We start from the raw sequence: 15,454 nt of genomic DNA on the forward strand, positions 1-15,454 counted from the left end.
GCCGGCCGGCCGGGGCCTAGAGGCCCTTGAGGATGGTCTCGATCTGGCCGAGCACGTCGATCGAGGTGCCGTACCGGTCGCTGGTCGCGTAGGTGACCGGGATGACCTTGTTCGCCTGGACGGCCTTGAGGTTCTTCCAGGACGGCTGCTTGTCGAGGTCCTTGGTGTCCTGCGGGACCTCGCCGGTGGCGGCCATCCTGGGCACCAGGATGATGTCGGCGTCGGCGAGCACGTCGAGCTTCTCGGTCGAGTAGGTGACCTCGTGCTCCTTGGTGTCGCCGGACGCCTGGGAGAAGGTGGCGCCCACGTCGCTCAGCACCCGGCCGACCCAGGAGCTGCTGGTGTCGACGAGGAACTCGCCGCCGCCGTAGGAGGACGCGATGGTCCACTTGACGGTGTTGAGCTTGCCGGCGTAGTCGGCCTTGATCTTGGCGGCCTTGGTGTCGTAGTCCGACTTCAGCTTCTTGAACTCGGCCTCCTTGCCCACGGCCGTGGCGATCTTCTCCTGGGCGGTGTACAGGTCGACCGGCTTGTCGATGCCGAAGTAGAGGGTCGGCGCGATGCCTTCGAGCTTGCTGACGCCCCAGTCGAAGGCGGTGGCGCCCTCGACCACGATCAGGTCGGGCTTGAGGGAGGCGACCTTCTCGACGTTGATCTCGATGCCGGAGCCGATGGCCTCGATCTTCTTGGCGGCCTCGGTCTGCGAGGGCAGCAGCTCCATCGGGTTGTTGTCGTCGATGGTGCTGGTGCCGACCGGCTGGACGCCGAGGTCGAGCAGCGCGCCGGTGGCGTAGGAGACGGAGACGATCCGCTTGACCCCGGCCGGGACGGTGACCTTGCCGTTGGTCGCCTCGATCACCTGGGCGGCCTTGGCGCCGCCGGACGCACCGGAGGCGGCCTCGCTCGTGCTGTCGCCGTTCGAGCCGCAGGCGGTGAGGCCGAGGGCGGCGACACCGGCGACGGCGGCGATTCTCAGACCACGGGACGGCAGGGCACGGGTGTTCATCGTTCTCCTTGGGGGTACTGCGTGGCGTGCGCGGGGGCGCTGGGCGTGCGGTGGGCGGGCCCGGGGGGGGTGAGTTCCGCGGCCGCCCGCGGGGTCAGGCTGCCGAGAGGTGGGCGGACCACACCCGGACGGTCGGGGCGCCGAGGTCGGCCAGGTCGGCGAAGTCCACCCGGGCGCCCCGGGCGCGCCACTTCTCGATCAGGTGCATCAGGCGCATCGAGTCGAGCCCGAGGTCCCGGAGGTCGTCGTCGTCACCGACCGCCGCCGGCTCCTCGCCGAGGAGTTCGGCGATGTCGGCGCGGATGCTCTCGGTGTCCAGGACGGGGGCGGACCCGGACGGGCTGGTGTCGGTCATGGCGTGGTTCTTCGCTTCCAGGTCGAGGGGGAGTTCGCCGGTGCGGCCCGGCAGGCCGGCGGACCGTCAGCCGGTGACGCCGAGGCGGCCGTCCTCGGCCCGCAGCTGGCGGCCGGTGTGGCGCAGCAGCAGCGAGTCGCAGATCTCGCCGGAGCGCACCGCCAGGGTGGAGAGCAGCGACGAGGTGATGCCGTGGGTGTGCTCGGTGCCGCCCTGGAGGTAGATCCCCACCTCGACGTGGTCGTCGGTCAGCACCCGGTGGTCGCGGTCGACCCGGAGGCGGCCGAGCTGGTCGGTGCGGCAGGTCGCGCCGAGGTCGCCGAGGAGGTCCCGCGGGTCGACGTGCTCGTAGCCGGTGGCGAGCACCACCGCGTCCGACTCCAGGGCCGTGGTCTCGCCGGTGGTCAGCGAGCGGATCTCGGCGACGGCGCCGTCGGCCAGCTGCCCGACGCCGGTGAGCCGGGTGGCGTTGAGGATCCGCAGCCGCTCCCGGCCGGCCACCTTCTCCTGGTAGACCGTCCGGTAGAGCTGCTCGATCAGGTCACCGTCGACCACCGAGTAGTTGGTGTTCGCGTGGTAGTCGAGCAGGGTCCGCTTGGCCTCGTCCGGCGCGGCGTAGAACTCGTCCACCGCGGACGGGTCGAAGATCCGGTTGGCGAACGGGCTGTCGTCGGCCGGGCTGTAGCCGTAGCGGGTGAGGACGGCGCAGATCTCCGCCTCGGGGAAGGTCCGGTGCAGGAACTCGACGGCCTCGGCGGCCGACTGGCCGGCGCCGACCACCGTGAAGCGGCGGTGGCGCAGCTCCGCGCGCCGCTCGATCAGGTCGGGGGCGCGGAACAGCAGGTCGCGGGTGTGGATGACGCGGTCCCCGGCGGTGACGCCCTGGGGCATCCGCGGCTTCAGGCCGGTGCCCACCGCGATGTTGCGGGCCAGCCGGACCTCGCGGTCGGCCGGGTCGGTGACCGACCGGGACTCCACCTCGACGACCTCGACCCGGCCGTCCGGAGTGGTCACCGGGCGGACCGCGGTGACCTCGCGGCCGTAGGCCGTCCGGCCGGCGAACTCGGCGGCGCACCACTCGAAGTAGTCGTGGAACTCCAGGCGGGTCGGGTAGAAGGACTTCTGGTTGATGAAGTCCGCGAGCCGGCCGCGCTCCTGGAGGTAGGTCAGGAAGGTGAAGCGGCTGCGGGGGTCCCGCATCGTCACGAGGTCCTTGAGGAAGGAGACCTGCATGGTCGCCCCCTCCAGCAGCATCCCGCGGTGCCAGCCGAACGTCGCCTGCTTCTCCAGGAAGCCGACCTTGAGTGCCTGCTGAGGGTCCCGGCGGTTGTGCTCGTCGACGGCGATGGCCAGGGCCAGGTTGGCGGGACCGAAGCCTATGCCGACCAGGTCGTCGGCGCCCTCGCCTCGGTCGATTGCGCCGTTCTCGCTCGACATGATCGATCCTTCCGTTGCTTCTTGCTTCTCGGCCCCGCCGGTGTCCGGTCGACCGCCGCGGCGGCCGTCCGTCACTCGCTCACTCGCAATAGGTAAGGCTTACCTAAGTTCTATCACTTGATCGGGTGAGTCAAATTCAGATCGTGCCCGAACCGACCATCGCGACCTGCCGCCCTTCCGCGCCGGCCGCCTCGTCCCGGCGCACCAGCGGCGCGTCGGGCACCACCTCGGTACCCACCGGCGGCCCGCCGAAGGCCGCCAGCACCCCGTGGCGGACCCGCCCGTCCAGCACCCGCGCACTGCCCACGCCGGCCCGGACGGCCCGCAGGCAGCCCTCCATCTTCGGGACCATGCCACTCGCCAAGTTCGTTAGGAGTTCGGCAAGTTGGGTGGCGGTCAGCGAGGGGACCACCTCCTGCGAGCGCGGCCAGTCGCGATAGAGCCCCGCCACGTCGGTGAGCATCACCAGCAGCTCCGCGCCCAGCGCGGCGGCCACCGCGGCGGCGGCGGTGTCCGCGTTGACGTTGTAGACGTCGCCGCCCACGCCGCGCGCGACCGGGGAGATGACCGGGACCCTGCCGTCCGCCAGCAGCGTGCGCACCATCGAGGGGTCGACGGACGCGATGTCACCCACCTGCCCGATGTCCACCCGCTCGCCGTCCACGACGGCGTGCCGCCGGACGGCCGTCATGGTGTGGGCGTCCTCGCCGGTCATGCCGACCGCGAAGGGGCCGTGGCGGTTCACCAGACCGACCAGCTCGCGCTGCACCTGACCGGCCAGCACCATCCGGACGACGTCCATCGCCTCCGGCGTGGTGACCCGCAGGCCGTTGGTGAAGTGCGACTTGATCCCGAGGCGCCCCAGCTGGGCACTGATCTGCGGACCGCCGCCGTGCACCACCACCGGCCGGACACCCGCGTAGCGGAGCAGCACGACGTCCTGGGCGAAGGCCGCCTTGAGGCCCTCGTCCACCATCGCGTTCCCGCCGAACTTGATCACGACGATCTTGCCGCGGAACCGCTCCAGCCACGGCAGCGCCGCGAGGGGGCCACCCGTGCGCGAAGTTCCAGCAACCCCGGCGCGACGTGCGCGCCCGGCCAGGCCGTTCTCCACCGATCCCCCTGCGCTCAGGATGCCCGCACCGGGATGTGCGGCATTCGCTCCCCTCCACCCCGCCACCCGGCTTCGCGAGTGCCGGAGGGAGTGCGGTTCGGTCGCTCCAGAACCACTTAGGCAAGGGTAACCTTACATTTCTTCACCCCTCCCGTCACCATCCCGTACGAACGTCGCCCGCCCGTGCGAAACCGGGGCGCCCGGAGCGGCACGGCGGGACCCGACTCCGGCTCCCCGCCGGGGAGCCGCCCCTCGACCCGGAAGGGAGGTGACTCGACATGACAACGGACGTGACGACCCTGCAGAACCTGGAGCTGGAGGAGCACGCGGTCTGGCCGGACTGGATCTGCCCGATCATCAGCTGCTGGTCCTCCGGCTGGCAGGCCGACCAGCTCCTCTCCGCCCCGCTCGGGTGCGGGCCGGCCCACACCCCTGTCGAGGAGGCGGTGCGGGCCCGGCGCGCTCGGCCTGCCGCGCCCGTCGGGAGGTCCGGCCGGGCGGCGGCCGGGCCGGGACCACACCTTCGAGTGGCGCGGTCCGGAAACGCCGCCGGACCGGCGGGCCGCGCGGCCATCATCGGTGGACCGACGAACTCCGATGTGACCGGGAGAGCACCGTGCGCGTCCGCACCACCGCCAGTCCCCCTGCCGCCCCGCCGCCGTCGCGCTCCGGTGCGTCCCGCCCGAGCACGGCCCGAACCGGGCTGCCGGTGGGCCGACTTCGCCGCCCCGGGGTCCGCGCCCGGGACGGCGCCGGGCGCGTCGCCGCGCTCCCCGGGCAGGCCTGACGGCCCGCTGCCCCGCCGGTCCCCGGCCCACCGCTCCGGTGGCGACCGCCGGTCCGACCGGTCCCGGAGCCGCCCCCCACCGGCGCGGCCCGCGTCCACCCCCCGTCCGCCCTGTCGGCGCACCGCCGCGTCCGGACCGCTCGCCGGCAGGGTCCCGTCAGGAGAGCCGTGAACCCAACCCCCCTGCCCGACCCCGAGCTGGCCCGCTACCTCGTCGCGCACCCCGCACCGGCCGCCTGCGCCGACGCCCTGATCCGCGACCACCTCGGCCGGGTGCTCATCGTGGACCCCGACTACAAGCCGGGCTGGGACCTGCCCGGCGGCATGCTGGAGGACGAGGAGCCCGAACCCGCCCTGGTGCGCGAGCTCCAGGAGGAGCTCGGCCTCGACGCCGAGATCGGCCGCCTGCTCGCCGTCGACACCGCCCCGGCCGAACGGTGGGGCCGGGCGATCATCTCCCTGGTCTACGCCGCCCGCCCGAGGGCGGCGGTGGACGCGGCCGCGCTGGTGCTGCAGGCCGGCGAGATCCGCGCCGCGAAGTTCGTACCGGAGCGGGAGGCGCTGACGCTGCTCGCGCCGACGGTGGCCCGGCGGTTCGCCGCCGCGGCGGCCGCCGAGCGCGGCGCGCACACGGCGGTGCTGCGCGACGGGCACCGCCCGCCGATGCCGCCGCGCGACCACTTCGCCCAGCTGCCGGCGCCGATGGCGGCGGCCACCGTACTGGTGCGCGACACCGCCGGCCGGGTGCTGGTGCTCGATCCGTCCTACAAGCCCGAGGCCGAGCTGCCGGGCGGCATGGTCGAGGCCTACGAGTCCCCCGAGTAGGCCGCCGCCCGCGAGCTGCGGGAGGAGCTGGCGCTGGACCTCCCGGTCGGGCGGCTCCTGGTGGTGGACACCGCGCCCGCGACGGCCACCGGGCACGGCCGGGCCGTCACCTGCTTCCTGTACGACGCGGCGCCGCTCACGGCCGCGCAGGCGGGCGCGCTGCGGTTCGCCGACGGGGAGGTCCGCGGCGCCTCCTGGCTCGATCCGGGGGAGGCCGTGCGGCGGCTGCCCCGGCACCTGGCCGCGCGGCTGACCGCCGCGCTGCGCGCGCTGGAGGACGGCGGCATCGTCCATCTCAGGGCGGGCGTCCCCGCGACGCCCGCGCAGGGCGCCGGTGCGACGGCGGGTGGCCGCGCACCGGCGGCGGCCGCCCGGCAGGATCCGCAGGGCGGCGGCACTCGACGGGGGCCCGACGCATGAGTCGACCCGCACCGGGGCGAAGCGCCACGGGGCGGAGCGACGACGGATGGAGCGACGGCAGGAATCGCGGTCGCGGTGAGGGTGGGGGCGGGGTTCGGCCGCCGGGAGTCGTGCGGGCGGCCTCAGGCCTCGGGGAACTGCTCCTCGTGGTCGGCCACCCCGGCGGGTTCCAGGAACGGCGCGCGCTCCACGGGCTGCAGGTGCTGGCGGTCCGTCTGGACGGGAACGGTCGCGGAAGGCTCGGAGAAGGGCTGCCACAAGGGGCGCAAGTCGGCGGTCACGATCACCAGTCTGCCAGTCCCGGGGCCCGCCCGGTGCCCGCCCGCCCACCGACGGCCGGATCGGCCCCGCGCGACCGTCCCGCGGCGGGGTGCGGCGCGGGCGGATCCGGCGGTGAACCGGCCCCGCGGCGGGGGCGGTGACGCTCCCCGCCCCGGTAGGTCCGGGCCGTCCGGGGCGGGTCGGCCGGGCGGCAACCGCCCTGGTAGCGTCGGGCGGCCAGCCGGAACGATCACAGGAAAGGCAGTAGCCGTGCAGGAAGTGACGTGCCACAAGGTCGACGAGGACCGCATCGCCCGGGCCCTCGACGACATCCGCGGACAGTCGTTCAACCGCTGGCACTCACTCCGCTACGACTCGCTGTCCATCCGGGGCCTCATCCGGCTGCAGGGCGAACTCCTCGACCACGTCGGCGCCCGCACCCTGACGGACCCCGCGCTGACCGGTCCGTCCGACCGGAACGTCCTGCGGGCGGCCGCCGAGTGCGCGCTCGGGGCACTGGCGCTCGGCAGCTTCCCGAACGGCGACTTCGAGGTCTACTTCCCGCTCAACGACGAGACCCTCGACAGCGGGGACTTCGCCTTCGGCGACGCGGTGGACGACGTGTCCACGGCGCGCACCTGGCTCGACACCTTCGCGCTCTGCGTGACCACGGACCTGCTCCACCGGCCGGAGCGGGTGGTCGGCCCCCTGCTCAAGGACGACTACGCGCCCGCGATCCGCGACGGGGTGCCGTACTCGCCGCTGGAGTCGGTGTCGGACCCCGGCGACCTCGCCGCGATGGACGCGCTGTGCGGGTACCTCGCCGACATGGTCGGCACCTGGCCCGCGACGCGGGTCGCCCCGGAGCCGATCACCAAGCCCGACGCGCGGGCCCGCGCCGAGGCCGCCCGGCGGCTGGACGCGGCCGGTGCCCTCACCCCGGACCAGCGGCTGCTCCGCGTGCTCCTGGACGACGACCGGGCCGCCTTCGAGCACGCCCTGACCGAGCGTCTCCGCCTCCACCGGGACGGCGTGGGACCGGACCCGGAGCCGAGGACCCTGCTGCCGGTCGAGACCGTCGCCCTGGCCGCCCTCGCCGTCCGGGCGCACGGCTGGCAGCTGGAGACCCGCTCCGGCTACCTGCCCGAGGGCCTGCTGGCCGACCCGCAGGAGTAGCCCCGCCCGACGCGCGGTACAGGCCGGCGGGAACTCCCGCGCCTTCCGCCGATTCGCCGAGCGGCGACCGGGTAGGCGCGCGCCGAGAGGAGAGGAGAACTGCGATGCCCCGAGGATCGAGCCCCAAGCGGGAGCGCCAGTACGAGCACATCAAGGAGAGCGTGCTGGAGCGCGGTGAGAGCGAGGACCTGGCGGAGGAGATCGCCGCCCGGACGGTCAACAAGGAGCGGGCCAGACACGGCGAGGCGCGGACCGCCAGCCGGAGTTCCACCCACGACATCTCCTCCGGCCGGCGGGGCGGACTGCGGTCCCACGAGGGCGCCGGGGGCCGCACCTACGACCAGCTGTACAACGAGGCCAAGCACCGCAACATCAAGGGCCGTTCGAAGATGAACAAGCGGGAGCTGGAGCACGCGCTCGGCCGCTGACTCCCCCGCTTACCCGGAACGAGTCCCGCCGCACCCCGCCGCACCCCCGAAGCGAGAGGTGGCCGTGATGACCAGACCGACACCCCCGAACCCGGACACCGAGCCGTTCCCGCACCCGGCCCCCGGGCCGCGCCACCCGGGCGAGGAACCCGTCCCCGTGCCGCCGCCCGTCCCACCGTTCCCCGACCCGGATCCGGCGCCCCCGCCGCAACCCGGACCCGCCGGGGTGTGAGCGGCCCGGGTGACCGGTCCGGGCGGGCCGGTCGCGGGCGGTCCGGGGTCACGCCCGGGAGGCACGGGACCGCGGAGAGCGACCGGTTGCGGCCGGCCGCGACCGGACTGCCCGGGCGGCGGCCAGGCGGCGGGGTCACACTGGACGTATCCGCCGTCCCCCGGGTTTGGAGGCCTCCGTGAGTGAGCTCAAGTTCGAGCAGAAGGCCTCGCTGACCCGGCTCGAAGCGGCCGACCGGCTCACCGCGCTCGCGGACGCGCTGCGGCACGGCGCCAGCGCCGAGCTGGACCTCGGCCCCGGCACACTGACCGTGCGCGTCCCCGACGAACTCCAGATCGAGATCGAGGTCGAGGTCGAGGACGGGCAGATCGAGCTCGAGGTCGAGCTCAAGTGGCGGACCGAGTAGGCCGACCCGACGGCGCCACCCCGGGCCTGCCCCGGCCCGGTTTCCGGCCGGTCGCCGCCGGGCGCGCGGCCGGGATCCGCGACATCGTGGCACGGTGCCGGCTCCGCCCGGCGGGCGCCGCAGCGGCCGGCGCCGAACCCGACCACGTCTGGTACGCCGCCTACGGCTCGAACATGTGCGCCGAGCGGCTGGCCTGCTACCTTCGCGGCGGCCGGCCGGCGGGTGGCGCCCGGACGTACCCCGGCTGCCGCGACGGGCGGCCGCCGGAGCGGGCCGTGCCGGTGACGCTCCCCGGGCAGCTGTACTTCGCGCTGGAGTCCACGGTCTGGGGCGGTGGCACGGCCTTCTACGACCCGGACCGCCCCGGCGTGGTGCCCGCGCGCGCGTATCTGCTGACCACCGGGCAGTTCAGCGACATCGCCGCCCAGGAGAGGCACCGGCAGCCGGGGGCCGAGCTGTCGCCGGCCACCGCCCTGCGCACCGGGCGGGACCGGCTCTGGCCGGGCCGCTACGGGACGCTGGTGTGCCCCGGCTCCCTCGACCACACCCCCGTGCTGACCCTCACCGCCTCCGGCGGCCTGGCCGACGCCGACCTGCGGGCACCCCGCGCCGCCTATCTGCGCACCATCGCCGCCGGACTGGTCCAGGCCCACGGCTGGGACCTCGGACGGATCGCCGACTACCTCGGCACCCGCCCGGGGGCCGACGCGCAGTGGACCCCCACCGCCCTCCGCCGGGTCCTGGCGGAGACCGCCGACGACGGCTGAGGACCGCACTGCGCTCCCGCCGGACCGCTCCCGAACATACCGGCCGGCCACCCTGTCGCCGCGCAGGAATGACGAACGCCGCTCTGGGGAAAGGGCGTTCATGACGGCGAATGGTTCAGACCATTGACGGCCCGGGGCCACAACTCCTACGGTGGGGACCACACCGACCTGGCGCAGGCATGCCAAGAGATCGACGGCCGCCGCACCCCCACGCGCGCGCCCTGCGTCGGGCGCACACTCCATCCACCCCCACGGAGGAGCACCATGCGCAAACGTCATCTCGCCGTCGTGGCCGCGGCCGCGGTCGCGCTGCCGCTCACGCTGGCCCTGCCGGCGCAGTCGCACGGCTTCATCAACCTGCCGCCCAGCCGGGCGGCCCTGTGCGGCGCGGGCGTCGTCACCAACTGCGGCGACATCCAGTGGGAGCCGCAGAGCGTCGAGGGCCCGAAGGGCTTCCCCAGCCGCGGACCGGCCGACGGCACCATCTGCGCCGGCGCCGACCCGCGCTGGGCGCCGCTCGACGCCCCGCGCAACGGCAACTGGCCGACCACCAACGTGACGGCGGGCCAGCAGCTCACCTTCACCTGGAACATCGAGGCCCGGCACGCCACCACCACGTTCAAGTACTACCTCACCAAGCCCGGTTACGACGCGACGCAGAAGATCACCCGGGCCAACCTGGACCTGACCCCGTTCCTGACCGTCAACTACAACGGGCGCCAGCCCGCCGCCACGACCACCCACACCGGGACCCTTCCCAGCGGCCGCACCGGCCACCAGGTCGTCGTGGCGGTCTGGGAGATCGCCGACACCAACAACTCGTTCTACTCCTGCACCGACGTCAAGTTCTGACCTGACGCCAGTGCCGCACCGACGCCCGTCGGCCCCCTGCCCGGCACAGCTGTCCGAGACCCGGCCCGGTGCACTCCGCCGCACGGCGGAGTGCACCGGGGCGACCCGGGGCGGGGCGACGGGCCGGGACCGTGTGCGCGAACCGCCCCCGACCTCGCCCCCGCCGTGCCGAACCGGCGGGTACCCGGGGTGCCGGTGGTGCCACTGGGACGGGTGCGAAGCAGCGCGGCCCGACGGTCCGAAAGGGTCGAACATCTGCGCCGTCGCACCTCTATGGCGGGCCCGAACGAATGGCTAGCATGGGCGGCCCGCACGGGAATCAGCCAAGGTGAATGGGAGGAACCACCCATGAGTGCACTGGTACTGGACATCCGCGACGCCGGCCTACTGGACATCGACGACGAGGTGATCGCGTTCGAGGACGAGTTCGACGCCGACCTCGCCCCGGCGGCCTGTCTCGCCGACCCGTTCGTCACCTATGTCCCCACCCGCTTCGACTGCGCGGTGGACGCCTGACCCTCGCCGGACACCCGGCCTGCGGGCGGGCGCCGCCCGAACTGCCGTGCGCCGCACGCCCGCAGGCCACCGCACCGGCTCGCACGCCGTACCTTCTCGCACCTGCCCGCCGACACCCGGCGGGGTACCCGTGCGACCGGACCCCGGGACGTGGTGGACTCGTGCCGTCAGCAGCAGCACCCACCGGCGCGCGGCCGGACCCCGGCACCGCCGGGGCGCTGCGGGCCCGGATCGCCGCCCTGGTCGCGGCCACTCCGGGCTCGCGCCGCCAACTGCACTGCGCCGACGACTGGTTGTACCTGCACGACCCCGACATGCCGGCGCTCCCGCACGGCTGGAAGCTCCATGTGTCGGCCCGCCCCGACCGGTTCCCGCACCTGCTGGACGTGGTGGTCCCGATCCTGCTGCGGCGCACCTGCGATGCCAAGTTCGCCGCCGGCACCGCCGTGCTGCGCGAGCTGAACACCGGACTGCGCGACCCGGCCGCCGTGGGCAAGGCCGTCACGGTCTACCCGCGCCCGGGCGAAGAGGCCGCCCTCGCGGACGAGTTGGCGAACGCGCTGACCGGCTGGACCGGCCCCCGGGTGCCCAGTGACCGGCAGCTGCGGGCCGACGCCCCGGTCTACTACCGGTACGGCCTGTTCCGGGTCGCCGCCGAGGACTCGACGCTCGTCATGACCGGCCCGGCCGGCGAGACCTTTCCCGCTCCGGCCGCCCCCCACTATCGCCAACCACCCTGGGTGAGCGACCCGTTCGCACCGCGCACCGCCCCGCGGCCGACGAGCAACCGGATCGGCGACGACGGCCGCTACCGGATCACCGCCGGCATCACCCGCGCACCGGGCGGCCATGTGTACCGGGCGGTCGACGTGGTCACCGGCCGCGAGGTGGTGGTGAAGCAGGCCCGCGCCTTCGTCGCCGAGGACGCCGCCGGCATCGACGCGCGGGGCAGGCTCCGGCACGAGCGGCGGGTCCTGACCGCACTGGCGGGCGTGGGCGGAGTACCGCGCCTGGTCGACTACGTCCGGCACGGCGAGGACGAGTACCTGGTGAGCAGCGCCTGCGGCCGGCGCGACCTGCGTCGCGACGTGCTCGAAGGCGGCCCCTACGAGGCCCGCGCCGCCGGGCCCGGCGGCGCGCCCGGGCCGGGCCGCGACTGGTGGTCGCTGGCGCGCGGACTGCTCCGGGCACTGGACGCGGTGCACGCGCGCGGCGTGGTGGTGTGCGATCTGAAGCCGGCCAACGTGGTGCTCGACGCGGCGGGCGGGTGCGCGCTGGTCGACTTCGGCATCAGCGCCCTCGACGGCGAACAGCCGGCCGGGACGACCCGGGGGTACGGACTGCCCGGCCCGGCGACCACGACCGCCCACCCCACCGACGACTACTACGCGTTGGGGACGACGCTGCACTACGCGGCCACCGGTCTCGACCCGGTGGTGATCGACCCGGACCCGGCCACCAACCGCGACCGCACGCTGGCCTGCCTGGCCGGTGCGCTGCCCGACCCGCAGCACCCGACGGTCGCGCTGGTCGCGGGCCTGCTCGGCTTCGACCCGGCGGAGCGAGCGGCGGCCGCGGACGCCCTGCGCCACCGCGCCGCGCCGCCCGGCACGGGCCTTGCGGGCACCGTGGGCGAGCGCAGCGACCGCGCTCGGCGCGTTCCCGCGCCGCCGCGTCCGCCCCGGGTGACCGCCGAACTGCTCGGCGAGGTCGTCGACCACACCGTCACCACCTGCGTGCGGCTGGCCGGCGAGCTGGTCACCGCCGATGCGCGGAGCAGGGAGCCGCGCGCCCTGCTCTCCTTCTACGACGGCAGTGCCGGGCTCGGTCTCGAACTGCTGCAGCACGCCGACCGCCCCGACGCCCGGGCGGCCGCCGCCGCGCTGGCCCGGTGGACGGCGGCACACCCCGCCATCGACCGGCTCGGCCCCGGCCTGTACGAGGGCCGCACCGGGGTCGACCTCTTCCTCGCCCGGGCGGCCGACGTGCTGGGCACCGAGGAGCCGCTCCGCACCGATCCCGGTCCGGGTGACGTCCGCTCCACGGACCAGATCTCCGGCGCGGCCGGCCTCGGAACCGGCCGGCTCCTGCTGGCCGGGCGAGCGCGCGCCGCGGGTCGCGAAGCCGAGGCCGAGCAGCACCTCGCGACGGCCCGGGCCTGCGCCCGGCTGCTCACCGACGGCCGGGCCGACGGGCCCCGGGAGACGCCGAACCCGGGTACCGCCGCACTCGAAGAGGGCTTCGCGCACGGCCGCGCCGGAGTCGCCCACTTCCTCCTCGGCCTGTCCGCCGCGTCCGCCACCGCTGCCACAGCCACCGCTCCGGCCGGCCACCCTGACCTCGCCCAGAGCGCCCGCAGCACCAAAGACGTCGACGCAGCCGCTGCGGCGCGCCGTCTGGTGGACGCGCTCGCCGAGGACGTCCCCCGGCTCGTGGTGGCCGCCGGCCGGCCCGGCGCCACCCGCCGGTACGGGTCCTGGTGCCGGGGTCTGGCCGGCATCGGCACGACGCTCGTCCAGGCGGGCCGGTACTACGGCGCGGACGAGTTCCTCACCCGGGCCGCCGACGCCGCCCGGGCCTGTCGCGAGTCGGCCCCGAGGACGGCACCCGTCGTCCAGTGCTGCGGGCTCGCGGGCGCCGGGGAGTTGCTGATCGACCTGGCGCTGGCCACCGGGGACGAGCGGCACTGGGAGGCCGCCGAGGAGATCGCCGGGCTGGTCCTGGCCCGCAGCGGCGGCCGGGCGGGCCGACCGGTGTTCCCGGCCACCGATCCCACCGTCGAGTCCGCCGCCTGGGCGGTCGGCACCAGCGGTGTGCTCTCCTTCCTGCGCCGGCTCCACCGCCGGGGCGGCCCCCGGCTCGGCATGCTGCTCCAGCCCTGAACTCCCGGACGCCGTAGGGGCGACAGGGCCTGGGCCGTTACCGGGCCGGACCGGGAACGGCACAGGGCGCCAGCGGCGCCACCGGCCCGCCGGGGCACCCCGGAACCCCCCTCGGTAGGACCCGTACCCACCCCGCCGGAGCTCCGCCCGCCGTCCGCAACCCTTGCGCGCACCACGCCGTGCAACAGTCACGGCAGGCTGTTACCCAGCCGATGGGCAGCCGTGACACGACCTCCCGGGGACCGCGACAAGGCCCTCCTACTGTCGGTCGGGACGCGCCGACCGCACGGTGGGCGCACCGCGACAAGGAGAGACGCCCGTATGTCGAAGCACCGCTCCACCCGCACCACCAACTCGACCGCCCGTCGGGCCCTGGCGGGCTGCACCATCGCGGGGGCGGCCCTGTTCGCCACCGTCTCCGGCGGCCAGGCCTGGGCCGACGGGGTCCGGACCCCGTCCCCCACCGCCCCGGCCGTCGACCACCCCGACCAGCCCGCCGCGGCGCCCTCGGCACCCGCCGCCAAGCCCAGCCAGCCCGCGCGTCCCGCCCCGGCCGTCTCCCAGCCGGCGGCCGCCGACGGTGCCGCCCAGCCCGCCCCGGCCGCGCCGTCCGCCAAGGGCGCCCAGCCCGCCCCGGCCGCCTCCGCCACGCCGACCGTCACCCCCGGCGGCGCGGCGCAGCCCAGCCGCGGCCCCGTCCCGCAGGACAACTCCCGCGCCGACCAGCCGCAGGTCAAGTCGGTGCCCCAGGGCGCCGCCCAGGCCGGCGACGGCAGCGGGGCCCTCGACGACGCCGGCACCAAGCTGGTCGGCGGCAGCGCCGCGGCCGCCGTCGGTGCGGGCGCGCTGGGCTTCGCGCTGCTGCGCCGCCGGTCCGGTGCGCGCGGCTGACGACGGTTCCGGGCACTCCGACGGCTCCGCGGCGGCAGCCGCTCCCGACGGGTCCCCCGTCGCCCGGCCCGCGTACGGCGACGTACGCGGGCCGGGCGACGGTCCCGGCCGGGCCGGAGCCGGGCCCGGAACCGATCACCAGGCGCTCCCGGCCCCCGACCCGGGGCGGGCGCCGAACAGCGATCCGGACACCGGGCCGACCACCCGCCGGGCCCGGCGCGACGCGACCCGGTGGTCCGGCGGTCGGCGGCCCCGGCGGACCGGCTGTTCCGGGTCGGTCGGCGTCCGCCGGGCCGCGCTCGGCGCGGGCGGCGTGCTCTGCCTCGTCCTCGGCGCCTCCGTCGCGCTGTCGGGCACGCAGACCCCGGTGGTGCGCATCCAGCCCTCCGTGAACCGGGCGGACCCCGCCGTCCCGGCCGCCGACCGGGCGGGCGGGCCGGCCACCGGACCGGCCGCGGCGAGCGGGGCGGCCACCCCGGCGCCGCGGCCCTTCGCCGCGTCGGCTCCGACCCGGCTGGTCGTCCCCTCGGCCGGGGTGGACGCGCCGGTCTCCGGGCTGGGTCTGAACCCGGACGGCACGGTCGAAGTCCCGTCCGCCGAGCGGGCCGACGAGGTCGGCTGGTACCGCAACGGACCGACCCCCGGGGAGACCGGCCCGGCCGTCCTGATCGGCCACTACGACACCGTGCACGGCCCGGCGGTCTTCGCCGGTCTGCCGAAGCTCCGCCCGGGCGACCTCGTCCAGGTGCGGCGGGCCGACGGCAGCACGGTGGAGTTCAGGGTCCGCTCCCTGCTCCAGGCGGGCAAGGACCGGTTCCCTACCGAGACGGTCTACGGCAACACCAGCGCGCCGGAGCTCCGGCTGATCACCTGCGGGGGGCGGATCGGTTCGGACGGCCACTGGACGGACAACATCATCGTCCTGGCCGACCTGGTCCCCCCGGGCGCCCCGGCGAGCTGACCGGGCCGGCCCGACGAACGGTGCGGACCGACCGCGCCGGCCTGACCGACCGAACCGACCGGCCCCGGGGGGGGGGGGGGGGGGGGGGGGGGGGGGGGGGGGGGGGGGGGGGGGGGGGGGGGGGGGGGGGGGGGGACG

General features: G+C 75.5%; 16 protein-coding genes. 11 read left to right on the top strand and 5 right to left on the bottom strand.

Features of this window, described 5'->3' with window-relative positions:
• Positions 1-16 precede the first annotated feature (16 nt).
• From ACZ4UX_RS10770 to argB, 4 genes are all read right to left on the bottom strand, one after another.
• On the bottom strand, positions 17-1,006 hold the full coding sequence (locus tag ACZ4UX_RS10770; protein WP_465706363.1) for an ABC transporter substrate-binding protein: 990 nt from the start codon (positions 1,004-1,006) through the stop codon (positions 17-19).
• Between the two features lie 94 nt (positions 1,007-1,100).
• A complete protein-coding gene (locus tag ACZ4UX_RS10775) occupies positions 1,101-1,361 on the bottom strand; it encodes a phosphopantetheine-binding protein (protein WP_359810970.1) in 261 nt (86 codons plus the stop codon).
• A gap of 66 nt (positions 1,362-1,427) precedes the next feature.
• A complete protein-coding gene (locus ACZ4UX_RS10780; protein WP_465706364.1) occupies positions 1,428-2,798 on the bottom strand; it encodes a lysine N(6)-hydroxylase/L-ornithine N(5)-oxygenase family protein in 1,371 nt (456 codons plus the stop codon).
• Between the two features lie 136 nt (positions 2,799-2,934).
• Complete coding sequence (argB, locus tag ACZ4UX_RS10785; RefSeq protein WP_465706595.1) at positions 2,935-3,900, bottom strand: acetylglutamate kinase; 966 nt, start codon at positions 3,898-3,900, stop codon at positions 2,935-2,937.
• A gap of 967 nt (positions 3,901-4,867) precedes the next feature.
• Between argB and ACZ4UX_RS10790 the strand changes: the two genes are divergently transcribed.
• Both ACZ4UX_RS10790 and ACZ4UX_RS10795 read left to right on the top strand, forming a co-directional pair.
• Complete coding sequence (locus ACZ4UX_RS10790) at positions 4,868-5,524, top strand: NUDIX domain-containing protein (RefSeq protein WP_465706365.1); 657 nt, start codon at positions 4,868-4,870, stop codon at positions 5,522-5,524.
• A gap of 63 nt (positions 5,525-5,587) precedes the next feature.
• Complete coding sequence (locus ACZ4UX_RS10795) at positions 5,588-5,944, top strand: NUDIX hydrolase (RefSeq protein WP_465706366.1); 357 nt, start codon at positions 5,588-5,590, stop codon at positions 5,942-5,944.
• A 122-nt stretch (positions 5,945-6,066) separates the two neighbouring features.
• Here ACZ4UX_RS10795 and ACZ4UX_RS10800 read toward each other — a convergent pair whose 3' ends face one another.
• Positions 6,067-6,225: a hypothetical protein gene (locus ACZ4UX_RS10800; RefSeq protein ID WP_396487276.1), complete on the bottom strand. Its 159-nt coding sequence runs from the start codon at positions 6,223-6,225 to the stop codon at positions 6,067-6,069.
• 250 nt (positions 6,226-6,475) lie between these two features.
• On the opposite strand from ACZ4UX_RS10800, the gene ACZ4UX_RS10805 reads away from it, so the two are divergent.
• From ACZ4UX_RS10805 to ACZ4UX_RS10845, 9 genes are all read left to right on the top strand, one after another.
• Positions 6,476-7,381, top strand: coding sequence for an immunity 49 family protein (locus ACZ4UX_RS10805; protein WP_465706367.1), 906 nt, complete (start codon positions 6,476-6,478; stop codon positions 7,379-7,381).
• A gap of 104 nt (positions 7,382-7,485) precedes the next feature.
• A complete protein-coding gene (locus tag ACZ4UX_RS10810; protein WP_359839545.1) occupies positions 7,486-7,809 on the top strand; it encodes a plasmid stabilization protein in 324 nt (107 codons plus the stop codon).
• Between the two features lie 410 nt (positions 7,810-8,219).
• On the top strand, positions 8,220-8,447 hold the full coding sequence (locus ACZ4UX_RS10815; protein ID WP_329491510.1) for an amphi-Trp domain-containing protein: 228 nt from the start codon (positions 8,220-8,222) through the stop codon (positions 8,445-8,447).
• On the top strand, positions 8,432-9,214 hold the full coding sequence (locus ACZ4UX_RS10820; RefSeq protein WP_465706368.1) for a histone deacetylase: 783 nt from the start codon (positions 8,432-8,434) through the stop codon (positions 9,212-9,214). Before ACZ4UX_RS10815 ends, ACZ4UX_RS10820 begins: the two co-directional genes overlap by 16 nt.
• Positions 9,215-9,478: 264 nt before the next feature.
• Complete coding sequence (locus tag ACZ4UX_RS10825) at positions 9,479-10,066, top strand: lytic polysaccharide monooxygenase auxiliary activity family 9 protein (RefSeq protein WP_329491508.1); 588 nt, start codon at positions 9,479-9,481, stop codon at positions 10,064-10,066.
• Between the two features lie 348 nt (positions 10,067-10,414).
• On the top strand, positions 10,415-10,582 hold the full coding sequence (locus tag ACZ4UX_RS10830) for an SflA family class IV lanthipeptide (RefSeq protein ID WP_329491507.1): 168 nt from the start codon (positions 10,415-10,417) through the stop codon (positions 10,580-10,582).
• Between the two features lie 161 nt (positions 10,583-10,743).
• Positions 10,744-13,464 (top strand): class IV lanthionine synthetase LanL, encoded by a 2,721-nt coding sequence (gene lanL, locus ACZ4UX_RS10835; protein WP_465706369.1) that lies wholly within the window; start codon positions 10,744-10,746, stop codon positions 13,462-13,464.
• Positions 13,465-13,785: 321 nt separating this feature from the next.
• Positions 13,786-14,355, top strand: a complete 570-nt coding sequence (locus tag ACZ4UX_RS10840; RefSeq protein WP_465706370.1) for a hypothetical protein — start codon at positions 13,786-13,788, stop codon at positions 14,353-14,355.
• A gap of 313 nt (positions 14,356-14,668) precedes the next feature.
• On the top strand, positions 14,669-15,316 hold the full coding sequence (locus ACZ4UX_RS10845; protein ID WP_465706371.1) for a class F sortase: 648 nt from the start codon (positions 14,669-14,671) through the stop codon (positions 15,314-15,316).
• The last annotated feature ends 138 nt before the right edge of the window (positions 15,317-15,454 follow it).

The sequence above is a fragment of the Kitasatospora sp. NPDC028961 genome (assembly GCF_055564815.1).

Coding starts and splice junctions, on each gene's coding strand:
- ACZ4UX_RS10770 (WP_465706363.1), bottom strand. CDS start 1,006: ATGAACACCCGTGCCCTGCCGTCCCGTGGTCTGAGAATCGCCGCCGTC.
- ACZ4UX_RS10775 (WP_359810970.1), bottom strand. CDS start 1,361: ATGACCGACACCAGCCCGTCCGGGTCCGCCCCCGTCCTGGACACCGAG.
- ACZ4UX_RS10780 (WP_465706364.1), bottom strand. CDS start 2,798: ATGTCGAGCGAGAACGGCGCAATCGACCGAGGCGAGGGCGCCGACGAC.
- ACZ4UX_RS10810 (WP_359839545.1), top strand. CDS start 7,486: ATGCCCCGAGGATCGAGCCCCAAGCGGGAGCGCCAGTACGAGCACATC.
- ACZ4UX_RS10825 (WP_329491508.1), top strand. CDS start 9,479: ATGCGCAAACGTCATCTCGCCGTCGTGGCCGCGGCCGCGGTCGCGCTG.
- ACZ4UX_RS10830 (WP_329491507.1), top strand. CDS start 10,415: ATGAGTGCACTGGTACTGGACATCCGCGACGCCGGCCTACTGGACATC.
- ACZ4UX_RS10840 (WP_465706370.1), top strand. CDS start 13,786: ATGTCGAAGCACCGCTCCACCCGCACCACCAACTCGACCGCCCGTCGG.